The organism is Oceanobacillus longus, from assembly GCF_042650085.1.
GTDB lineage: Bacteria > Bacillota > Bacilli > Bacillales > Amphibacillaceae > Oceanobacillus > Oceanobacillus longus.
Window position 1 is genome coordinate 18,951 of record NZ_JBHSAO010000010.1, and the last position, 20,203, is coordinate 39,153.

At 37.5% G+C, this 20,203-nt stretch carries 21 protein-coding genes, 1 riboswitch and 2 other annotated features; of the genes, 12 read left to right on the forward strand and 9 right to left on the reverse strand.

Annotated features, from left to right (window positions below; all coding sequences use genetic code 11):
- Positions 1-179 precede the first annotated feature (179 nt).
- Together ACFOUV_RS13385 and ACFOUV_RS13390 are read right to left on the reverse strand one after the other, a co-directional pair.
- On the reverse strand, positions 180-632 hold the full coding sequence (locus tag ACFOUV_RS13385) for a DUF2269 family protein (RefSeq protein ID WP_379497291.1): 453 nt from the start codon (positions 630-632) through the stop codon (positions 180-182).
- Positions 633-967: 335 nt separating this feature from the next.
- Entirely contained in the window at positions 968-1,504 is a 537-nt protein-coding gene (locus ACFOUV_RS13390) for a metallophosphoesterase (protein WP_379497292.1), read from the reverse strand.
- Between the two features lie 948 nt (positions 1,505-2,452).
- Between ACFOUV_RS13390 and ACFOUV_RS13395 the strand changes: the two genes are divergently transcribed.
- A complete protein-coding gene (locus ACFOUV_RS13395; RefSeq protein WP_379497293.1) occupies positions 2,453-3,001 on the forward strand; it encodes a nitroreductase family protein in 549 nt (182 codons plus the stop codon).
- A gap of 44 nt (positions 3,002-3,045) precedes the next feature.
- Here ACFOUV_RS13395 and ACFOUV_RS13400 read toward each other — a convergent pair whose 3' ends face one another.
- The gene (locus ACFOUV_RS13400) at positions 3,046-3,243 is read right to left on the reverse strand and encodes an SHOCT domain-containing protein (RefSeq protein ID WP_379497294.1); all 198 of its coding nucleotides are present in this window, start codon (positions 3,241-3,243) and stop codon (positions 3,046-3,048) included.
- Between the two features lie 162 nt (positions 3,244-3,405).
- Positions 3,406-3,659 (forward strand) — a binding site (T-box leader).
- 307 nt (positions 3,660-3,966) lie between these two features.
- Positions 3,967-4,238, forward strand: a binding site (T-box leader).
- 70 nt (positions 4,239-4,308) lie between these two features.
- Here ACFOUV_RS13400 and trpE point away from each other — a divergent pair.
- The 9 genes from trpE to lipA all read left to right on the forward strand — a co-directional run bounded on the left by trpE (position 4,309) and on the right by lipA (position 13,721).
- Complete coding sequence (gene trpE, locus ACFOUV_RS13405) at positions 4,309-5,715, forward strand: anthranilate synthase component I (protein ID WP_379497295.1); 1,407 nt, start codon at positions 4,309-4,311, stop codon at positions 5,713-5,715.
- The gene (locus tag ACFOUV_RS13410) at positions 5,699-6,307 is read left to right on the forward strand and encodes an anthranilate synthase component II (protein WP_379497296.1); all 609 of its coding nucleotides are present in this window, start codon (positions 5,699-5,701) and stop codon (positions 6,305-6,307) included. The genes trpE and ACFOUV_RS13410 overlap by 17 nt, the downstream gene beginning before the upstream one ends.
- On the forward strand, positions 6,291-7,316 hold the full coding sequence (trpD, locus tag ACFOUV_RS13415) for an anthranilate phosphoribosyltransferase (protein WP_379497297.1): 1,026 nt from the start codon (positions 6,291-6,293) through the stop codon (positions 7,314-7,316). Before ACFOUV_RS13410 ends, trpD begins: the two co-directional genes overlap by 17 nt.
- Complete coding sequence (trpC, locus tag ACFOUV_RS13420; RefSeq protein WP_379497298.1) at positions 7,317-8,114, forward strand: indole-3-glycerol phosphate synthase TrpC; 798 nt, start codon at positions 7,317-7,319, stop codon at positions 8,112-8,114.
- Positions 8,104-8,724 carry a phosphoribosylanthranilate isomerase gene (locus ACFOUV_RS13425; RefSeq protein ID WP_379497299.1) on the forward strand — a complete coding sequence of 207 codons (621 nt, stop codon included), beginning with the start codon at positions 8,104-8,106 and terminating at the stop codon, positions 8,722-8,724. Before trpC ends, ACFOUV_RS13425 begins: the two co-directional genes overlap by 11 nt.
- A gap of 8 nt (positions 8,725-8,732) precedes the next feature.
- Positions 8,733-9,917, forward strand: coding sequence for a tryptophan synthase subunit beta (gene trpB / locus ACFOUV_RS13430; RefSeq protein WP_379497414.1), 1,185 nt, complete (start codon positions 8,733-8,735; stop codon positions 9,915-9,917).
- Positions 9,917-10,708, forward strand: coding sequence for a tryptophan synthase subunit alpha (gene trpA, locus ACFOUV_RS13435; protein WP_379497300.1), 792 nt, complete (start codon positions 9,917-9,919; stop codon positions 10,706-10,708). Before trpB ends, trpA begins: the two co-directional genes overlap by 1 nt.
- Before the next feature lie 1,029 nt (positions 10,709-11,737).
- A riboswitch (TPP riboswitch) is annotated at positions 11,738-11,848 on the forward strand.
- Between the two features lie 93 nt (positions 11,849-11,941).
- Positions 11,942-12,805 (forward strand): lipoate--protein ligase family protein, encoded by an 864-nt coding sequence (locus ACFOUV_RS13440; protein WP_379497301.1) that lies wholly within the window; start codon positions 11,942-11,944, stop codon positions 12,803-12,805.
- Positions 12,777-13,721, forward strand: a complete 945-nt coding sequence (gene lipA / locus ACFOUV_RS13445) for a lipoyl synthase (RefSeq protein WP_379497302.1) — start codon at positions 12,777-12,779, stop codon at positions 13,719-13,721. Before ACFOUV_RS13440 ends, lipA begins: the two co-directional genes overlap by 29 nt.
- A gap of 317 nt (positions 13,722-14,038) precedes the next feature.
- Here lipA and ACFOUV_RS13450 read toward each other — a convergent pair whose 3' ends face one another.
- Complete coding sequence (locus ACFOUV_RS13450; RefSeq protein WP_379497303.1) at positions 14,039-14,254, reverse strand: hypothetical protein; 216 nt, start codon at positions 14,252-14,254, stop codon at positions 14,039-14,041.
- A gap of 127 nt (positions 14,255-14,381) precedes the next feature.
- On the opposite strand from ACFOUV_RS13450, the gene ACFOUV_RS13455 reads away from it, so the two are divergent.
- Positions 14,382-14,717 (forward strand): thioredoxin family protein, encoded by a 336-nt coding sequence (locus ACFOUV_RS13455; protein ID WP_379497304.1) that lies wholly within the window; start codon positions 14,382-14,384, stop codon positions 14,715-14,717.
- A 15-nt stretch (positions 14,718-14,732) separates the two neighbouring features.
- On the opposite strand, the gene ACFOUV_RS13460 is transcribed toward ACFOUV_RS13455, so the two are convergent.
- The 4 genes from ACFOUV_RS13460 to ACFOUV_RS13475 are packed head-to-tail and all read right to left on the reverse strand — an operon-like array spanning position 14,733 to position 17,880.
- Positions 14,733-15,959, reverse strand: coding sequence for a hypothetical protein (locus tag ACFOUV_RS13460; RefSeq protein ID WP_379497305.1), 1,227 nt, complete (start codon positions 15,957-15,959; stop codon positions 14,733-14,735).
- Positions 15,960-15,973: 14 nt separating this feature from the next.
- Positions 15,974-16,807 carry a hypothetical protein gene (locus ACFOUV_RS13465; protein WP_379497306.1) on the reverse strand — a complete coding sequence of 278 codons (834 nt, stop codon included), beginning with the start codon at positions 16,805-16,807 and terminating at the stop codon, positions 15,974-15,976.
- Positions 16,804-17,493, reverse strand: coding sequence for an ABC transporter ATP-binding protein (locus tag ACFOUV_RS13470; RefSeq protein ID WP_379497307.1), 690 nt, complete (start codon positions 17,491-17,493; stop codon positions 16,804-16,806). The genes ACFOUV_RS13465 and ACFOUV_RS13470 overlap by 4 nt, the downstream gene beginning before the upstream one ends.
- A 12-nt stretch (positions 17,494-17,505) precedes the next feature.
- Positions 17,506-17,880, reverse strand: a complete 375-nt coding sequence (locus tag ACFOUV_RS13475) for a GntR family transcriptional regulator (RefSeq protein ID WP_379497308.1) — start codon at positions 17,878-17,880, stop codon at positions 17,506-17,508.
- 329 nt (positions 17,881-18,209) lie between these two features.
- On the opposite strand from ACFOUV_RS13475, the gene ACFOUV_RS13480 reads away from it, so the two are divergent.
- Positions 18,210-18,971 (forward strand): exodeoxyribonuclease III, encoded by a 762-nt coding sequence (locus tag ACFOUV_RS13480; RefSeq protein ID WP_379497309.1) that lies wholly within the window; start codon positions 18,210-18,212, stop codon positions 18,969-18,971.
- A 129-nt stretch (positions 18,972-19,100) separates the two neighbouring features.
- On the opposite strand, the gene ACFOUV_RS13485 is transcribed toward ACFOUV_RS13480, so the two are convergent.
- Entirely contained in the window at positions 19,101-20,048 is a 948-nt protein-coding gene (locus tag ACFOUV_RS13485) for an MBL fold metallo-hydrolase (protein WP_379497310.1), read from the reverse strand.
- Positions 20,049-20,203: the final 155 nt, after the last annotated feature.

Genomic DNA, 20,203 nt, shown 5'->3' on the forward strand with positions numbered 1-20,203 from the left:
AATTTATCTCTGTATTCAGCGAAGGGAATTTTATCCCCACTGAATAGGTGATCAAACATATTGGTTCTCGTTCTCAGACAGTAATCTAACCAAATATAAATTTTAACGAATATAGCATAAATCGTACTTATATACAATAGTTACCTTTTTTAGAATTGTTCAAACACTCCTATCGTCCATTAAAATGGTTTCAGAATCATCAGTGCAATGATAATCAGGAAAATAAGGTTTTCGATTCGTTCAAAGAAGAAAAGTTTATTAGATAGTATATGATAAATTTCTGGAATTTCTTCAGCTTTATACTCCGTTAATAATGCTTTAACTGGTTTGGATCTAGGTGCCAGGACAAATGGTCCAAAAACCAATGCACCGAGAAATAATGCAAGGCTCAGCCAATACCATCCTTTTGTCAAAAGATATGGATTAATCATCCCCATCCAAATTCCTGTTAGAAGCAATAATGTTCCGCCGACCATTGTAAAGATATGAAGTCGATGACGTATTTTGTAAGCATGTCTAAGCTCTGTCATATTAGTAGCCTTCTTAACAGTTAAAATCATTACAAATCCCGGACCCATACCTAGTATTGCAGAAAATATATGAATAAATACGAGTAGTTCATAAAGTGACATAGGGGCACCCTCCTAAAATAATTACTACAACTAAGCATACACTTTTTCAAATATTTGGTTGTGATATTCATCACATAAGAAGATTTATTTTCATCAAAAAGGCACAGAAATTCCTACTTCCTGTGCCTTTGTTGAAAAATTATAATTTATAAATGCTTAAATCACTTTAGGAAACTTCAATTACATGCTCTGTAATATTACCATCCTTTGAACAACGATAGTAACGATTGCTTTGCACATCCACTAATGCCAATGCAGCTGCATCTTCCGTGAATGTTCCATTTCCAAGATCACATTGTATGAATTGGCCTTTTACATGTACCGTGTTATAGGGATTATGACCACGATATACATATTTTCCACCTGTCCAGGTTCTTCAGAATTGTTTCATCAATTTCAAGCAATTCTTTTTGGTTTATCCAAACAATTTCCCTTGGCTGGTTTTCTTTGTCTACGCCGATACGAACACCCGCATGCGTATAAATGGCATAATCATCCTCAAAAATAAGGGGTAGCCCCTCCAACCATTTAGCATATTCTTCGGCAAGATCCCAACCCTGCTCTGCTCCAAAAACTTTCTTGAAGCTTGCTATCGTATCATCTCCACCAAATTCCATCCACATGGGAGAAAGCTCATTCATAAACCAAATCATCATTTCCTCATGATTTCCAATCAGGATATGAATCCTATCCGTATATTGTTCATGATTATTCTTAGCCCATTGCAACATTTCTGCACTCTTTGGACCACGATTAATCATATCCCCACCAATAACTAGTCGGTCCTTTTCCGGATTGAAGTTCACATGATTAATTAAAGATATAAATGAGTTGTAATCACCATGGATATCACAAGTATAAAACGTTCTCATTTGTTAACTCCCTTTTATTTCAATAGTTAAATTCATTATTAAGGTTAGTACACCTAACAATCATGAACTTATTTTATCCTTGAGACAAATTCTTGTAAAGCTGTTTTTGGAATTAAGATATATATTCGAAGCACTTACTAACTCAATGTTCGCAGAGTGAAATGGATAAAATAGCCTTGGTAGAATTAGGAGGACTGGAGCTACACTGCTCAAGTTGACTTCGGATTAACTATTATGCTGAATAGTCTGGATGGCATCTATATGCAAGGCTCTTTTCGTTAATTTCCCTGTTTTTATCATCGCATTATACAGAAACTGTTAAGTAACTGCTAGTTGGTTTGGTATCTTTAAGTATCTGCTTTTCCCACCGTCCGGGATCGCTCTGGGCGGATGCTTTCCGCGGGCACGGCCTCAGCCCCAAAGAGAAAACCACTCTTCAGGTCTTCGGACACGTGCTGTTCCCGCAGGAGTCACCGCCCGCCGCTCACCCAGACTGGTGAAGCTCGGTGATATGAATTTTATAAATCACTAATGCAGTTATTAGTTTGTAAGCTTAAAACCAGCTCTGGGGAAATATACGAAGACTCCAGCGGGAGGAAAGGCATCGGTGAGACCCCGCAGTGCGAAGCACGAGGAGGGCTCACCAGCCGCCCGCGGAAAGCGAAGTATATTTCCCCAGAGCGGTCGTCGAAGTAACTTATCCTAGTTCGTAGTTTATCTCAACTCTGCGATGATTAAGAGAATATAAACAGTACGAAAAACAGCCTTGTTGTTACCATAGTTAGCAAAGATTAAAGACATTCTAAGTTTAGACCGGCTAACTGTTTGAACTTATTTTATTGGTGCAAAAGTTAAGTTACTAATAAGTAATTGCATTTCCAAATTTAATCCTATACAATTTAACTGAAAAAGATTATCAATTAAATACTAATTTAGGGGTATATAGCTATGGGAAAATCAGAATTAGCAAGAATTATCCGTGAAAGGCGCGCGGTGAAAAAAGGATATAACGATAAAGAAGTTACGGAAGAAAAAGTTCTCGAATTATTGGAAGACGCCATTTGGGCACCTAACCATGGATTGAGACAGCCATGGAGATTTCTTTTTGTTGGTGAAAAACAGTTAGCTGGTTTTGCTAAAAGAGTAGCTTCTACCTATCCAGTAGATATTCAAAAAAACCGGGAAGATTATCTAACTGAGCCGAACGCCATACTTGTTGTTATGATGGAAGAGCCTGAAATTCCAAAACAGTGGGAAGAAAATTATGGCGCAACTGCATCCATGATCCAAAATTTCTGGCTACTTGCCTGGGAGGAAGGACTTGGTGTTGTTTGGAAAACAAACCCTCATATTTATGATCCAAAAGTCAAAGAATTACTTCATGTTGGGGATAATGAAAAAATAATTGGTTTTCTGCATCTTGGATACTTTGATGAACAACCCATTACGAATGAAAGAATCTCCGCTATAGATAAATTCACGTCATTTAAAGCATAATGTACAGATAAGCAGCTTGGAAGGCCCTTCCAAAGCTGCTAATTTTATTTACCCCTTCTCCTTTTCGCTTCATTAAATTCCTCTTCTGTAAGCTCTCCTCTTTCCAGTCTTTCTTTCATGATAGTTAAAGAGTCTTTCGCGTTGGGTTGTGATTTCCCGGATCGGAACTTGTTCAAAATGACGATTAGAATGATTAGGATAATAATTGAAAGGACTATTCTCACAATCCACTCTACAGGCATTCCCATCACCTCATGAACTATATTACCCGTTCTGAATATATTTAATCTATAGCTATTTATCCCAACAGCTTCCTGCAGCCAATAAATTGTCTGAATTATCCTTTAAAAATACCTTGACATTTATATTCAATTATCTTAATATTAGTTTTAATAACTTAAATAATTTAAGCAATGATGAAGATTAGTATTCTATCGGGACACGCAAGAGAGCTGGTGGTTGGTGCAAACCAGTGTGATTCCAATAGATGAATGGACTTCTGAGCTTCCAAACCGAACCAACACTAATATTTGCAGTAGGCTTTGGCGAACAGGTCTCATCGTTATACGAGACGAGAATATTGAGCATGATGCTTAATGTTGCTAAAGTGAGCTGTTTTCAGCTAATAAAGGTGGTACCACGGTCCCTCGTCCTTTTCGGATGAGGGGCCTTTTTGTATTATCAAAACAAAAGCGCAAGCGCCCGTTTAGGGACTACGGACTGGACTGAGCCGTAGGAGATAAAGGAAACACGCCGACCGGAGGGAGTCGATGTTGACTTTCACCGCAAGGGTATAAGCGCGACTAAGCCTCTGGCAAAGCCAGTCGGCAAGTCTTCTTTATCGTACGGAGGTGAAGGAAGTCTCGCTAGTCCCTGGGCGCTGGAGCTGGACGTGGCTGTTTATGTGTTAGAATTAATTGCTGCCAAAATTATATACTTTCTTATCTTTGAACAAAATTTCATATTAAAAATCGTTAAGTAAGAGTAGTAGACAATTTCAGAAGCGTTAAAGAGAGCTGGTGTTGGTGGGATTCCAGTACGCGGGTAATTGTTGAATGGACTTACGAGAGGTTTCCTTAAAAAGCGGGATTGGGGCTTGATTACGGAAACACGGTCTTCCGCCGTTATATGGATAGGATATCGGATTCATATCATAAGTTTGAATTCCCGTATCTGAATAAGATGAAAAGATTTCTTTTTCAAGTGAGGTGGCACCGCGGTCACATACGTCCTCTATAAGCACATGCTATATGTGTTTATAGAGGACTTTTTTATTTACTTAAAAAATCTTAAAAGAGGTGAGTAAGATGCAGAACAATCACTCATTCAAGTATACAAAGATGGCTGCTGGAGAATTAACCCCTATACAGGTACTCAAAAATTTAACAGGAAGGAAAAAATTCTTGTTGGAGAGCACCTTTCAACATGATCAGAAAGGGAAATTTTCTTTTTTAGGTATGAGCCCGTATGAAGAAGTAATTGGTCGTGGAAATCAAACAACGATTATCAACATGGAAACAGACAGATTGGAAACTAAAAAAGAAAATGCTCTCTTGTACATTAAAAATCATTTACCAATGGTTGAAATAAATTTACAGTTACCTTTTTTTGGTGGAGCAGTTGGTTATATCGGATACGATTCCATTCGAGCTTTTGAAGACATAGGGAATCCCTTGCCAGATGAACTGGATATGCCTGATATTCATTTTATGTTTTACAAGGATGTGATTGTTTTCGATCACACAAACAACGATATTTATCTTATTGCTGTGAATCCAAATAATCAATCCGAGAATGCCCTTGAAGCGAGAATTGAAAAATTAAAAGAATCACTATTGAAAGATAAAAATTCTACTACTATTGATTTTGAAAGCATCCATTTTGAACCTGAAACAACAGAAGAAAGCTTTAAGGAGAAAGTTAGAGTTGCCAAAGAGCATATAAAACATGGTGATATTTTCCAGGTGGTACTATCTCAACGGATGACCGCAAAAATAAATGAGCACCCAAGTTTCCCTCTTTCCTTCTATCAAAAGTTGAGAAAAGCGAATCCTTCTCCCTATATGTTTTATATCGACTTTGAGGATTATCTGATTCTAGGAGCATCACCAGAAAGTTTAGTTCAGACTACCGGAAGAGAAATAGTTACAAATCCAATTGCAGGAACAAGACCTCGAGGCAGAACGACTGCTGAAGATGAGGTGCTTATGAATGATCTGCTTTCGGATGAAAAGGAAATTGCCGAACATCGAATGCTCGTTGACCTAAGCAGAAATGATATAGGGCGTGTATGCGAGATTAACAGTATTACTGTTCCCACCTATATGAAAATAGAAAAATACCAGCATGTCATGCATATTGTTTCTGAAGTTAAAGGGAGATTGCATAAAAATTATTCAGGCATCGATGCACTGATCACCTGCCTTCCAGCGGGGACCGTCTCTGGCGCGCCTAAGATCAGAGCGATGCAAATTATAAATAAACTGGAAGAAAAAAAGCGAGGTGCATATGGTGGTGGTATCGGCTATATTAATTTTAATCATGATTTAAATATCGCTCTTACGATACGATCATTGGTTATAAAAAATAACATTGCTCACTTACAGGCTGGAGCTGGAATTGTTTTTGATTCCGTACCAGAAAATGAATATAAAGAAACATTGAATAAAGCAAGATCTTTAATGGAGGTGCAGGAACTTGATCCTATTAATTGATAATTATGATTCATTCACCTATAACCTTTTCCAATATTTTTCTGAACAGAATGTCGATGTCGAAGTCGTAGTTGTAAGAAATGACAAAATATCAATAAATGAAATTAAAAAAATGAATCCTGAGGCAATAATTATTTCGCCGGGTCCAGGATTACCGAACAAAGCAGGTATATGTTTAGACACTGTTAAAGAATTCTATACATCTATTCCGATATTTGGAATATGTCTCGGGCATCAGGTCATTGGAGAAGCACTAGGAGGTAAGGTGCGACCAGCAAAGCAAATCAAACATGGTAAAACTTCACTTGTATCCCATAACGAATGTGGGGCTTTCAAATATTTGCAAAGCCCAGCAGAAGTCATGCGCTATCATTCTTACGTTATCGACCAAGAGGATTTCCCTGATGAGTTGGAAATTGTTGCAAGATCGATTGATGACAATGAAATTATGGCAGTCAAACATTATAAATATCCACTTTATGGTCTGCAATTTCATCCGGAATCGATTGGCACCATATCCGGAAAACAAATAATCAAAAATTTTCTAATTGAAATACGAAAGGAGATAACTACAAATGAAACAGTATCTTAAAAAAGTAATTAATGGCGAAAATTTAACAGTGGAAGAAATGAAAGCAGCAACAAATTATTGCTTTAGGGATGATGTGACAGAATCTGAAATTTCAGCACTACTCATAGCTCTACAAGCAAAAGGAGAAACAGCAGATGAGATCGCTGGTCTTGTTGAAGTCATTCGTGGGAAATCATCTTTCCATACGAGCCCAATACCCGATGCAATCGATAACTGTGGTACAGGTGGGGATCAATCTAACAGCTTTAATATTAGCACAACCTCTGCATTTGTAATGGCCGGTGCTGGAATCACTGTAGCAAAGCATGGCAACCGGAGTATTTCAAGTAAAACTGGTAGTGCCGATGTCCTGGAACATTTAGGTGTCTCCCTTTCATTTTCTAAAGAACATGTAGAGGAAATGTTGATCGAAAATAAGATTGCTTTCCTATTCGCACCCCATGTTCATGAAGCACTTAAACCATTTTCTATCGTACGCAAAAATTTAGGTTTACCGACTATTTTCAATGCCATTGGTCCACTGACAAACCCAATTGAACTTGATACACAATTAATCGGTGTTTACCGAAAAGATTTGCTTCCGATGATAGCTGCATCCTTGAAAAAGCTGGGCAGACGTCGTGCTGTTGTGGTTACTGGTGCTGGTTCGATGGATGAGGCTTCCCTTGCAGGCGCTAACGATCTTATTATTCTTGAAAATGGTGAGCTTACACCCATAAGTCTCCATCCTGAAGAAGTTGGTTTACCAGTGTATTCGAATGATTCGATTCGTGGTGGCGATTCAAAGGAAAATGCAGAGATCTTAATGTCAGTTCTAAAAGGTAAACAAGGTGCTTATTTTGATACTGTGCTATTAAATGCAGGACTCGGAATATATACCAACGGCAAAGCTGCTACCATAAAAGATGGAATCAATCTAGCTCGAGAAAGTATTCTATCAGGTGCAGCATTAGAAAGATTAGAACGTCTTGTTGACTTTAGCAGTAAAATTCCAAGCGAGGTGTATTAAATGACAATCCTAGATAAGATTTTAACGGAAAAGGCAAAAGAAATTGTTCAACTAATCAATGTTCCATTATTAGAGGGATCCAAAAAATCCGTTCCCACTTTCAAAAGTATCGTTGCATCTTCTCCCAATATGAATATTATTGCGGAAATCAAACGGTCCTCCCCTTCCAAAGGAGCAATCGATATGGAAGTCGACCCAATTGAACAAGCAAAGCAATATGAAAAATCTGGCGCGGCAGCGATTTCTGTACTTACAGACGAAACTTTTTTTAATGGTTCTATGAAAGACCTACAAGCAGTCCGAGGAGCGGTGAATATCCCTGTTTTATGTAAAGATTTTATGATCGACACCATTCAAATTGATCATGCCAAGGCTGCTGGGGCTAACATTATTTTGCTTATTGTTGCCGCATTATCAGGTGAACAATTTAAGAAGCTCTATAATTATGCAAGCACACTGGGATTGGAAATTCTAGTTGAAGTTCATAATGAAGAGGAAATGAAGCGTGCTCTTGAAGTGAATCCAGAAATCATCGGAATCAATAATCGTAACTTAAAAACATTTGAAGTGGATTTAAAAATAACGGAGGAACTCGCACGCATGGTAACAAATCCTGAAACCATTCTAATCAGTGAAAGTGGAATGAAGACAAATCAAGATGTAAAGCGTGTAGCTGATGTCGGCGCAGCTGCTATCCTTGTAGGTGAAACACTTATGCGATCAGCTAATGTGGAAGAAACCTTCGGGCAGTTGCAGATGCCTTTACCTGCAAAAGGAGAAAAAATAAATGCTCGTTAAGATTTGTGGGATAACATCTAAGGAAGCAGCCAATGGAGCAGTAGAAAGCGGGGCTGATTTTATCGGATTTGTTTTTGCTGATAGTAAGAGAAAAATATCACCGGCTAATGCTGCATCAATATCCAAGTCCATCCCTGCATCCGTTAAGAAAGTCGGTGTATTTGTAAACGAATCCGTCGAAAACATGATGCAAATAGCTGAGGTTGTTGGACTGGATGTTATTCAATTACATGGGGATGAACCGCCTGAAGTAGCGGAGCAATTGCCCTATGGAATTATTAAAGCTTTTCCAGCAGAAAAAGAAGTACTTGAAATTCTGAAACAATATCCTTGTGATTACTGCTTATTGGATACACCTAGCAAAAAAAGCCGCGGTGGTAACGGCACCGTATTTGATTGGAATTTGCTTGATAGACTGCTATTGGATCGCAGTAAAGTTATTCTCGCAGGGGGATTGACACCGGAAAATGTAAAAATTGGAATCGAAAAAGTAAATCCTATAGCTGTCGATGTTTCAAGTGGTGTGGAAACAGACGGGAAAAAGGATGTCAATAAAATCAAACAATTTATTACTAATGCTAAACAAACACGAAAGGATGAGGTCAAGTGACATACACGATGCCAGATAAAACCGGAAAATATGGGGATTTTGGAGGAAGATTTGTTCCAGAATTATTAATGCCTGCAGTGCTTGAGCTAGAAGAAGCATATGAAACAGCTATCAAAGACCCTGATTTCATTAATGAATTAAACTATTATTTAAAACAATATATCGGGCGCGAAACACCATTGTATTTCGCAGAGCAGATGACCAAAAATCTTGGCGGTGCTCAAGTTTACTTAAAACGGGAAGACCTAAATCATACTGGAGCACATAAAATCAATAACACAATCGGCCAAGCACTTTTAACGGTTCGGATGGGCAAGAAAAAAGTTGTTGCAGAAACAGGTGCAGGTCAGCATGGCGTTGCTACAGCAACAGTTTGTGCGCTACTAGGGCTTGAGTGTATCGTGTTCATGGGTGAAGAAGATATTCGCCGGCAAAAATTGAATGTCTTCCGAATGGAGCTACTAGGTGCTGAAGTTAGAAGTGTCTCCCAAGGCAGTGGCACATTGAAAGATGCGGTCAACGAAGCATTACGATACTGGGTCAATCATGTGGAGGACACACATTATATTATCGGATCTGTTGTCGGACCACATCCATTCCCAAAAATCGTTCGAGATCTGCAATCTGTTATTGGTTCCGAAACGAAAAAACAAATCATGGAACAGAATGGCAAGCTTCCAGAAGCTGTCATTGCCTGTGTCGGTGGTGGAAGTAATGCAATGGGTATGTTTTATCCATTTATTGAAGATAAGGATGTATCACTATTTGGAGTGGAAGCTGGTGGTGAAGGCATCGAAACAAATAAACACGCAGCAACATTATCTGGTGGAGATATCGGTGTATTACACGGGACAATGACATATCTCTTGCAGGATAAGCACGGTCAAATTGAAGAAGCCTCCTCGATTTCTGCAGGTCTGGACTATCCTGGAGTGGGACCGGAACACAGTCATTTACACGAGACAAATCGTGTCACATACACATCAATCACTGATGAGGAAGCACTTGATGCATTTCAATATTTATCAAAAACAGAAGGAATTATCCCTGCCTTAGAGAGTTCCCATGCAGTGGCATATGCCATGAAGCTCGCTCCTGAAATGTCACCAGATGAGACAATCGTCATTTGTCTTTCAGGTCGCGGTGATAAAGATGTAGAACAAGTAAAAGACCGGATTGGAGGAAAATTATAATGGGTAAGGAAAAATTGAAAAAAGCATTACAGGAAAAAATCAAATCTAATCAAAATATATTTGCTCCATATATTATGGCTGGTGATGGCGGACTCGATATTTTGGAAGAGAGAATAAATTTTATACAGGAATGCGGGGCATCCGCAATTGAACTTGGTATCCCCTTCTCGGATCCTGTTGCAGATGGTCCAACTATTCAAGAGGCTGGCATACGTGCATTAGAAAATGGAACAACCTTAACAAATGTATTAGAGAAATTGCAATCTACGAAAGAAAATCGTTCCATTCCAATTGTCATCATGACTTATTTAAATCCCATTTTAGTTTATGGGATAGAGAAATTTGCTAAAGACGCAGCGAATGCGGGGGTTGATGGTATTATTATACCTGACCTGCCAATGGAGGAAGAACACATTATTTCCCCCTCTTTAAGTGATTATGATATTGCATTTGTCAGACTTGCCGCAATGACAAGTCCAAAAGAGCGTTTAGTTGAACTCGCAAAGCGTTCAGAAGGATTTCTATATGCAGTGGCTGTCAATGGAACGACAGGCGCCCGGACAAAACATGATACGAATGTAACTTCCTACCTCGATGATTTAAAGAAATATAGTGATGTACCCGTATTAGCTGGTTTTGGGGTATCCAATACAGAACAGGCACATACACTTAGTAAGCATTGTGATGGGGTAATCGTCGGAAGTAAAATTGTTCAGCTTTTACATGAAGGACGATTAAACGAAGTTCATAACTTAATTGAAGGAAGTATAATAGTTGAATTCAGTAGTTAGTTAGAAACGATGAGTATGTAAATATGCTACGCTATTAAGTAATTAATTCAACTTTCGCAGAATGAAATGGATAAATAACCCTTGATAGAATTAGGAGGACTGGAGCTACACTGTTCAAGTTGATTTTGGATTAACTTTTTGCGCTGAGCAGTCTGGATACATCTATACTCAAGGATCTTTTCGTTAATTTCCCTCTTTTATCGTCGGATTTTATATGAACTGCGAAGTAAATGCTTGTTGGTTTTATTTCTTTAAGTATCAGCTTTTCCCACCGTCCGGGATCGCTCTGGGCGGATGCGCATCCTTAGGGCACGGCCTCAGCCCCGAAGAGAAAACCACTCTTCTGGTCTTCGGACACGTGCTCTTCCCGCAGGAGTCACCGCCCGCCGCTCACCCGGACTGGTGAAGCTCGGTGATATGAATTTTATAAATCACTAATGCAGTTATCAGTTTGTAAGCTTAAAACCAGCTCTGGGGAAATATACGAAGACTCCAGCGGGAGGAAAGGAGGCCACTGAAAAAGTCCGGAAATAGTCCGGAAATCCAAAAATAAATAAATCTAATCCCAAATTAACAGGTTATTTAACCATCATAGTGGTTATTTTAACCCTAAATAACAGGTTATATATACCCAAAGTGGAGGGTTCAATTTTAGTTCTCTAGTTTTTCAGTGGCCTCGAGGAAAGGCATCGGTGAGACCCCTAAAGAAGAAGCACGAGGAGGGCTCACCAGCCGCCCGCGAACCGTAAGTATATTTCCCCAGAGCGGTCGCCGAAGTTACTTATTCTAGTTCGCTTTTTATCTCAACTCTGCGATGATTAAAAGGCTATAAACAGTACGAAAAACAGCCTTGTTTTAATCAAGTTTAGCAAGGGGATTATTAGAAACATTCTAAGTTTGCCCCAGTTAACGGTTTGAACTTATTTTAATGGTGCGAAAGTTGAGTAATTAACAATTCGTGTTAATTATCACACTTATCTTTACATTCCCAACAATTAGAAGTAAGCTTTAATAGTAAACAATTTAATAAATAAGCACTGGGGGAGCTGTTAAGCTGAGAGATGCTATATATTAATTAGCGTTGACCCTTTGGACCTGAAATGGATAATACTATCGTAGGAAATGTGCAGTCAATGTGTATATTTATTGATTATCACTTCACCAAAAGACTGCAGTCTAAATTCTGCAGTCTTTTTTAGTGAAATAATTGCAATTGAATTGGAGGTGAATAAGTTGAATCGACAATGGGCTTTTATTGATACCGGTTTTAGTGATGCAGCAATCAATATGGCATTTGATGAATGTTTAATCAATTGGCATAGTGAAGGGAAAATTCCACCAACACTACGATTCTATGGATGGAAGGCACCAAGTTTATCTGTTGGATACTTTCAAAAGGTGGAGAATAAGATAGACTTCAAGGCACTACATGACTATAATTGCCAGTTTGTCCGTCGCTTGACCGGTGGCAGTGCTGTACTACATGACAACGAACTAACCTACAGTCTAGTTATTTCGGAGAACGATCCCGACATTCCTTTATCAGTGCAGGAAGCTTACTATGTTTTATCAAAAGGTGTATTGGAAGGGTACAAAAATTTAGGCATTCCGGCAGAGTATGCGGTTGTTGAAAAGCAGTCAGATAGAGAAAGAACACCAATATGCTTTGAAAAGCCTGCATTTTACGAAATGGTGGTAGATGGGAAAAAGTTATCCGGAAATGCTCAAACAAGAAAAAAAGGCGTATTGCTACAGCATGGTTCTCTTCCAATTAGTATCAACACAACGATGCTATTTGATTTATTCCAATTTCCTTCTGAAAAAGTAAGGGAAAGAAAGCGAAATTCCTTTTCTAAGAAGGCGATTACACTGGACCAACTGACTACTAAAAAGCATCGTTATGAAACTTTGAAGGAAGCTTTTGAAAATGGCTTCAAGAAAGGGTTAGATATCGATCTTCATCCTTTGGAATTGTCACAAGATGATTGGGATGAAGTAAACGCCTTAGCGAAGACAAAATATGAATTGGATAACTGGAATACGAACTTAAACAAGGAGCGTGCTAGTATTGGCAAAACAAGCAGAATACATCCGTAAACCTGAGTGGTTGAAAACAAAAATTAACACAAATGATTCCTATAAAAAACTAAAGCACCTAATGCGTGACAAGAGATTAAATACAGTTTGTGAAGAAGCAAAATGCCCAAATATCTATGAATGCTGGAGCGAGCGGAAGACCGCAACCTTTATGATCTTAGGAGATACCTGCACACGTGGCTGCCGTTTTTGTGCAGTGAAAACAGGGCTTCCAAACGAACTTGACTGGGGTGAACCGAAACGGGTTGCTGATTCGGTTGAAATAATGGGCCTAAAACATGTTGTTGTAACAGCGGTAGCTCGTGATGACTTAGCTGATGGTGGAGCAGCTGTTTTTGCCAATACGGTTAGAGCCATTCGGGCACAACGCCCCGGATGTACGATTGAAATCCTCCCATCAGACATGAAAGGTGATTATGAAAGTTTACATACACTAATGGACAGTGAGCCTGATATCTTTAATCACAATATTGAGACGGTTAGACGATTAACCAAACGTGTTCGGGCAATTGCCAAGTATGATAGGTCTCTCCTGCTTCTTAAGCGCGTAAAGGAGATTGCACCAAATGTACCTACAAAGTCAAGTATCATGTTGGGTCTCGGGGAAACCAAAGAAGAAATTGTCGAAGCGATGGACGACTTATTAGCGCATAATGTCGATATTATAACCATTGGGCAATATCTGCAACCAACTAAAAAGCATTTAAATGTTGAGCGTTACTACCATCCGGATGAATTTGAAGAGTTAAAAAGAATTGCTTTAGAAAAAGGTTTTTCTCATTGTGAATCTGGTCCGCTTGTACGCTCGTCCTATCATGCTGATGAGCAGGTTAGCCAATCCTCTGCACAAAAAAGAATTGACTATATGAAGGGTGTAGAGTCACAAGAGGATAAAGAAGTTAATTTCAAATTTTAATATTGGCTTTCCTACATTAAAGGTCCCCAACAATTGCTTGGGAACCTTTAAAGGAATAATTTTCAAGCCAAAGCATGGATATAGTTCTTTGCTGCATATTTTTATTTCTTCATCAAAAATAGGAGAAGCCAATGTTAATCGACTTCTCAAGTAATCATGGGTTGTAGGAATAAATCTATGACTATTATTGTCTAGATTTATACTTTATGTATATGTATCACTTAGATGCCTTGTCTCGTCACTTTAACTACTGTAAACGTCCATTTTTCAAAAATCAGTAAAAATCCTTAAGCAAGTTGCACTTAAGGATCTTAAAATTACTGATCATCCTCTTTCTTTTTAAACTTCCGTTCACTTTGTGAGGAATCTTTCGTTTTTGTTTTCTTCTTTTCATCTTTCATTTCAATCTTTAAATCTTCCAGGGGGATATCATCTGCAAACTTTTGATTTTCAAACTCATCAAGCTTCGTTCTGTCTTCTTCATTCCATTTAGTCTTTTCTTTGTTTGATGATTGTTTATCCTGATTACTCACCTGAGTTCACCTCAATTGTCTTGTTTTAGTTCATTTATCCATTCTGATCAAGTTATAAACATCATTTATGATTAGAATCCCCTTTCTTGTTATACTAGGATTAAGACATACTATTCGGAGGTATACAATGAGAGAATTTAAAGAACTATCATCCATTCAAACAGTGGATGTTTTTATAAAAGCAAATGAACTATCCTTTCTCTATATTTCCAGACCAAATTGCAGTGTGTGTCATGGACTACTCCCACAAGTTCAGGAGTTGATGGGAAAATATCCAGAAATTAAACTGGGACACATCAATGCCGAAGCTGTAGAAGAAGTAGCTGGACGTTTTTCTATTTTCACCGTACCTGTATTATTACTGTTTGTGGAAGGTAAAGAATATGTACGTGAAGCACGAATTGTCCATATGGATCTATTTGAAGAAAAACTGGATAAAATATATAAAAACGTGGTCAGATAAAACTGACCACGTTTCCTACTTTAACTCTATTTCATAAATATTTAATATATATTCCAGTTGAGTCTTTTTCAGATTTTCAGTTATTATGACTCCTTCATATTTTATTTTCCCAGAATCTAAGTCGATAACAAGTAATGGTGCTTCTGTATTCTTATTTACCTCATAACCAACTAAATACATTTCCCCGTCTTTTATTTTCACACTAAAGTGATCATTCAAGTTACTACTATTTATACTGGGAAGATTAATCGTTTCTAATTTCTCGATCTCTTTACTGTCCATGTTAAAGGATGTAACCTTTATGTCTTTATCCGCCAGTTCAATAATATAGAGTGTTGAATCATTTAAATAGATGGACCCACTTGAAACTTGTATTTCTTCTGACAATTGAATAGTTTCTAGCTCATTTGTTTTCAAATTATAGGCTATTAACTCACTACCATTAGGTTCGAGATAATAACTTCCATCCTCATGTTGTACTTCTTTCATATATTCCTTTATGAAAACGAGATGTTCTGCTGATCCGATATCGGATTGGTCATGAATTAGATTCACATGAGCAAATTGTACATTAGCATGCTCTGGATTCACTTGTATAACTTCATCCGTAACTAACTTCTCATCTGTGATATTGAACCTATATACATGTATTTCATCTGATCCCCACTCATTCCCATTTACAGAATGATTAACCGTTGTTACGATCATTTCATTGTTTAACACTTGAACATCCTCAATCTGAACGTAATTGTATTTGTTCTTTTCAGGAATATTTATTGTGAAATTTCTTGTCTTACTCGAATCCTTTTCCAAAATATCGATATCAAATGTAAATTCTCTTGGTCCATCAACGATGTAATGATCATTGATATCAGCATAAGCTAGTATATTTTGATCCTCAAAAACAGCCCAGATATTATCCTTCCCTCTCATAAAATTTCGATAATTCTTTTGAAGTCGCTCCATATCCGCATCGGTGTACATTCCTCCAAGGCGGTCTAAAAAGGACTGCTCACTAGCATACATCGTTCCTTCTGAAGTGATTTCGGCATATTCACCATTTATACCTTCTCTGTAATCTGCACGAATGGTAATATTCGAAATCTCATCTTTATTTCCGCTCTGTGTATCTAGAACAAATTCAGGATAATTATTACTGGCCATAGCAGATTGAATATAAAATGCTCCTATGGTTAAAACAGTTATTATACTAATTGAAATTAATTTCCAATAACGCAACATTTTCTCATCCTCCCTTAGACGGTTATTCTCTTATTCATTAGATAATTACTCATCCATATTGATGCACCGGTAACAATGATGGCTAAAATAAGTTCTACAAAAAATAATTCAGTTGGGTACAAGTAATTGACACCAAAGAAAATTTCTAATATTAAAGGAAAAAGAAATACTACTGTAGCCAATAAACTATATCCAAATCCTAATAAAATTCCCTTTAAACGAAAACTTCTTTCAAATAAAATGGCAGTAAATAGAATAAATATAGCCATAAAGCCAATTCCATAATTTATAATAAATTGCATAAAAGAATCTGGTATTAAAATAAATAAATATGAAAAGTTATTAACGATATCACTAATTTCCATATCCATTCTGAAATCAAATGGAACGATAAATTTAAGAATCGTACTTTCTATAGGTAATAAAATCAGTTGAATTGAAACCAACCCGAGTACCATCAGGAATATTGACGAAGCTTTTGCTAGGTACACATGAAGTCTTGCATTTGGCAGCATTAGCAAACGATAGATAAACGTATTTTTGCCGAACCATTCACGGTACCATATAAAGAAACTACAGAAAATTAATGCTGCAATACACAGTGCGATTGGTCCCATAAACCATAAACTTTGTGTGATAGGTACCATACTCATCTGACCACTTTGCTGTAGAAATTGTTCTTTAGGTATGGAATCTATATTAATAGCCTGGTTTGCTTCAGCCAGATAGCTTCTTGATTTTACAATCACCCCTGCAATTTGTGAAATAATCGTTATTCCAATAAGTACAAGGTAGACTTTCATAAAACGGCCCAATTCAAAGTTGACCAGTTTGAAATAGCTCTTCATCCTCTATAAACCTCCCGCATTACATCAATGACAGACTTTCCTTCATTTTCACGCACTTCTTCTGCGTTAAACTCCTTCGAAACAACTCCATTATCCAGTAAAACTACTTTATCAATGATGTGCTCGATATCATTAATTTCATGTGTGGTAATGATAACACCACGATCTTCTACTAAATGACTTGTAAATACATCAGCTATCTGTTCCCGACTAAAAATATCAATTCCGGAGAACGGCTCATCCATTAGAAGATAGTCGACGTCGAGCGCTAATCCAAGAAGTAAATTGACTTTTGCTGTGTTTCCTTTTGAAAGGTTGGAAATCCTTTCCTCTTCCTTTAATTTAAAGAACCCAAGTAATTCGGTCGCCCGTTGCTGGTTCCAACTGTTATAGAAATCCTGCATAAACTGCATCGCTTGTGCAATTGTCATTTGTGGAGGCATCGTTATTGCATCTGGGATAAAAGTGATTTTTTCATAGCTTTCTTTTTTAATTTTGTCTCCGTCAATTAGAATCTTCCCACTATTTACAGGTGTTAGATTCATAATCGCATTTAGAATCGTTGTTTTCCCAACTCCATTAACACCGATTAGACAAGTGATTTCGCCCTTTTCCGCTGTAAAGCTAACACCATTCAACACTATTTTTCGTCCAAATTTTTTCGTTAAATTATTTACTTCTATCATGTTTATAACCCCCTATTCATTAAAATCTTCTTTATATTTTTCTTTGATTAATCCTACCAGTTCATCCATTGGTACATTAATTGGGCGAATGGATGTAATAAACGAATCAACAGCTTGAATAATAAGTTCTTCCCGTACCGTGCCTATAACTTTTTCATCCCTTGTGATTTTACTTGGGCTATTTCCCTCGGTATAGATCAAACCTTCTTCCTCCATTTCTTTGTACGCTCGTTGTGCAGTATTTGGATTAATTTTCAACTGATTTGCTAATTCACGACGTGACGGAATTTCTTGACCAGGCTCAACATTCCCAGTAGCGATTTGTTCTTTGAAATGTCTCACTACCTGAACATAAACAGGCTCCCGCTTATTAAAACTGACATTCATGACACACGCTCCTATTATTTATTCTTAGCTGTATAATTCTATCGTATTATGTACTTAATACGCTATTCACATATAAATGTGTATTAAACGTATAATACGCCTTCAAATGTATTATACGTTTAATACACTTAAAATGCAATAACATTTTTAAATCGTTGTTCGACAATATATTTCCCGGGAAATTAATATTCACCAAAAATCGACTCGGCCGGATACGATATAGATTAATTCCTGTAGTTACAAGCATGATTGGACTTGCCATCAGCAACTTTGTCTATTCATGTGGTAAAATTGACAAATAAAATGAAAAAAGGGGAAATAATTAATCTATGAAGTTGGTATCTTGGAATGTAAATGGAATTCGAGCATGTGTAAAAAAAGGATTTCTTGATTATTTTAATGAGGTTAACGCTGATATTTTTTGTATACAGGAATCGAAGTTACAGGAAGGGCAAATAGATTTAGAACTTGATGGTTATCTCCAGTACTGGAATTATGCAGTCAGAAAAGGATATTCTGGCACAGCTGTTTTCACAAAGAAAAAGCCAATTCGGGTTAAATACGGGTTAGGACCGGATGATTTTCAAGAAGAAGGACGAATTATTACACTGGAATATGAAGAATTCTATTTGGTTAATGTTTATACTCCTAACTCAAAAAGAGACTTAAGTCGATTGGATTACCGACTTGATTGGGAAGATGAATTGTATCGCTATTTAAAAAAATTAGATGAAATTAAGCCTGTTATCTACTGCGGAGACTTGAATGTTGCTCATCAGGAAATCGATTTAAAAAACGATAAAACGAATCATGGAAATTCTGGATTTACTAAAGAGGAACGGGGGAAAATGACTCGTTTACTTGAATCAGGATTTGTAGACACCCTCCGACATTTTCATCCTGATGAAGAAGATATTTATTCCTGGTGGTCTTATATGAAAACAATCCGAGAGAGAAACGTCGGTTGGAGAATCGATTATTTTATTGCATCAGAGAGACTGGTACCTTTCTTAAAAGAAGCACAAGTTCATTCACTTGTTATGGGTAGTGATCATTGTCCAGTTGTTCTTGAGATGAATCAACTTAATTAACAAAAATAATCAAACATGCAAGTGTCAAAGATAAAAACGGGATTTCCTAGGAACTTAATTTTACAAAGTAAATATTAATACACAAGAAGCCAGGGATGCTCCTGGCTTCTTTTCGAACTGTAATTCAAGCTACTGTTTCAATTTTTTAAAATAATCAATAATCCCTAATGCGCCTACTTGCAAGTCAAGGTTAATGAGAATATAGACTTCATGCTCATCTTCTATCCCTTTTTCCCTAAGATGTATTCTAACTTTTTCTAGTAGTCGCTGCGAAATGGTATCGTACCCTCTACCTTCTATAGCTGCCTGTTCTCCCACTTCCATGTAGGTTTCCAACCATCCGGAGACCTGATTCAAAGCTTCATCCACTTCTTCTGTCATGCTAAAATGACCAAAATATATCCTGTTTAGCTTTTTATCGCGAATCCGATTGATCGACGCTTCCATATCATTCGGATTAAAATGGTTCGGAGATGTTGAAGGTAAAAATAGTTGAACCCCATCAAGCAGCAATTGTTCATACCGGACCCCAACTGTATCACCGGTAAACATTCCATTACTTACAGGATCATAGATACTTAAATGATGCTTCGCATGTCCCGGTGTATCCCAAAACTCCAATATACATTCAGGTCCTATTTCTAACGTATCCCCTTCCCCTTTTATGAGCAACCGATCCTCAGAAACTGGAATAATCGGATCAAATAATTCGGAAAAACTTTCTCCGTATACGGCTCTGGCACCTGCTGCTAGATTCTTAGGGTCTGCCAAGTGCCTTGCTCCTCTTGGATGAACAATAATTTTTGCGTTCGGACATTCCCTAATTAGCAATCCTGCTCCACCAGCGTGATCCAGATGAATATGAGTTACTATTATATACCTAACCTCATCCAATGAATGTCCTAGATCTGATAGTCCAGCTTTAATATATTTTATAGAGGGACTGGGACCGGTCTCTACCAGTGTTAGATGTTCCTCGTTTATCACATAAGTACCGGTTCGATTGGATACATCCAAGTCAAAACCATCGATTAAATAAATTCGATTATCTAATCGAATCGGGTCTTTTTCACGCATTGTTCATCCTCCTAGTTATTGATATAGTATTATGTTCATCATATCATATTTGAAAATTTCTAATAACTCAACTTCCACTTTCGCACAAAAAAATAAGTTCAAATAGGTAACTGGGGTAAACTTAGAATGTCACTACTAAACTCCTTGCTGAATTT

Excerpts from the sequence above, each read along its gene's own strand:
- ACFOUV_RS13455 (WP_379497304.1), top strand. The coding sequence starts at position 14,382 with ATGAGAGAATTTAAAGAACTATCATCCATTCAAACAGTGGATGTTTTT.
- ACFOUV_RS13395 (WP_379497293.1), top strand. The coding sequence starts at position 2,453 with ATGGGAAAATCAGAATTAGCAAGAATTATCCGTGAAAGGCGCGCGGTG.
- ACFOUV_RS13425 (WP_379497299.1), top strand. The coding sequence starts at position 8,104 with ATGCTCGTTAAGATTTGTGGGATAACATCTAAGGAAGCAGCCAATGGA.
- ACFOUV_RS13385 (WP_379497291.1), bottom strand. The coding sequence starts at position 632 with ATGTCACTTTATGAACTACTCGTATTTATTCATATATTTTCTGCAATA.
- ACFOUV_RS13485 (WP_379497310.1), bottom strand. The coding sequence starts at position 20,048 with ATGCGTGAAAAAGACCCGATTCGATTAGATAATCGAATTTATTTAATC.
- ACFOUV_RS13400 (WP_379497294.1), bottom strand. The coding sequence starts at position 3,243 with ATGCCTGTAGAGTGGATTGTGAGAATAGTCCTTTCAATTATTATCCTA.
- ACFOUV_RS13475 (WP_379497308.1), bottom strand. The coding sequence starts at position 17,880 with ATGAATGTCAGTTTTAATAAGCGGGAGCCTGTTTATGTTCAGGTAGTG.
- ACFOUV_RS13480 (WP_379497309.1), top strand. The coding sequence starts at position 18,210 with ATGAAGTTGGTATCTTGGAATGTAAATGGAATTCGAGCATGTGTAAAA.
- trpE (WP_379497295.1), top strand. The coding sequence starts at position 4,309 with ATGCAGAACAATCACTCATTCAAGTATACAAAGATGGCTGCTGGAGAA.
- trpC (WP_379497298.1), top strand. The coding sequence starts at position 7,317 with ATGACAATCCTAGATAAGATTTTAACGGAAAAGGCAAAAGAAATTGTT.
- ACFOUV_RS13460 (WP_379497305.1), bottom strand. The coding sequence starts at position 15,959 with ATGTTGCGTTATTGGAAATTAATTTCAATTAGTATAATAACTGTTTTA.
- trpD (WP_379497297.1), top strand. The coding sequence starts at position 6,291 with ATGAAACAGTATCTTAAAAAAGTAATTAATGGCGAAAATTTAACAGTG.
- ACFOUV_RS13465 (WP_379497306.1), bottom strand. The coding sequence starts at position 16,807 with ATGAAGAGCTATTTCAAACTGGTCAACTTTGAATTGGGCCGTTTTATG.
- trpA (WP_379497300.1), top strand. The coding sequence starts at position 9,917 with ATGGGTAAGGAAAAATTGAAAAAAGCATTACAGGAAAAAATCAAATCT.
- ACFOUV_RS13470 (WP_379497307.1), bottom strand. The coding sequence starts at position 17,493 with ATGATAGAAGTAAATAATTTAACGAAAAAATTTGGACGAAAAATAGTG.
- ACFOUV_RS13390 (WP_379497292.1), bottom strand. The coding sequence starts at position 1,504 with ATGAGAACGTTTTATACTTGTGATATCCATGGTGATTACAACTCATTT.
- trpB (WP_379497414.1), top strand. The coding sequence starts at position 8,733 with ATGCCAGATAAAACCGGAAAATATGGGGATTTTGGAGGAAGATTTGTT.